This window comes from Streptomyces sp. NH27, from assembly GCF_056859195.1.
The window spans coordinates 1-428 of the sequence record NZ_JACEGK010001101.1 but is presented as its reverse complement, the minus strand read 5'-3'; the positions used below and the strand labels follow the sequence as shown (position 1 = coordinate 428).

The following is a 428-nucleotide window of genomic DNA, read 5'->3' as shown; positions in this document are numbered from 1 at the left end:
CCTCCGCCGCGCACCGGCTCCCCCACCCACCGCCGCCGCAACGCGCCACCGCCACCGCCACCGCCACCGCCACGCACACGCACACGCTCAGTGACGACTCCCGCACATCGAGTCCGCTACGGTGAGGCGCGTGACAGCTCGACTCGGACCCCGGTGCCTGGTGACCGGGGCGACCGGGTACATCGGTGGCCGGCTCGTCCCGCAACTCCTCGACGCCGGATACGAGGTGAGGTGTCTGGCCCGTTCCCCGGTGCGGCTGCGCGATCACCCGTGGACGGGCCGGGTCGAGGTGGCGGCCGGCGACGTGCTGGACCCCGACGCGGTGGGCGCGGCGCTGCGGGACGTCGAGGTGGCGTACTACCTGGTGCACGCGCTCGGCACCGGCGCCGAGTTCGAGCGGATCGACCGTCAGGCGGCGCGGATCTTCG

The 428-nt window shown here is 74.5% G+C and carries 1 protein-coding gene; it reads left to right on the top strand.

Annotated elements, in window-relative coordinates:
• Window positions 1-130: 130 nt before the first annotated feature.
• The coding region (locus AC13HU_RS38230; RefSeq protein ID WP_483046588.1) for an NAD(P)H-binding protein at window positions 131-428 on the top strand (298 nt) is incomplete at its 3' end.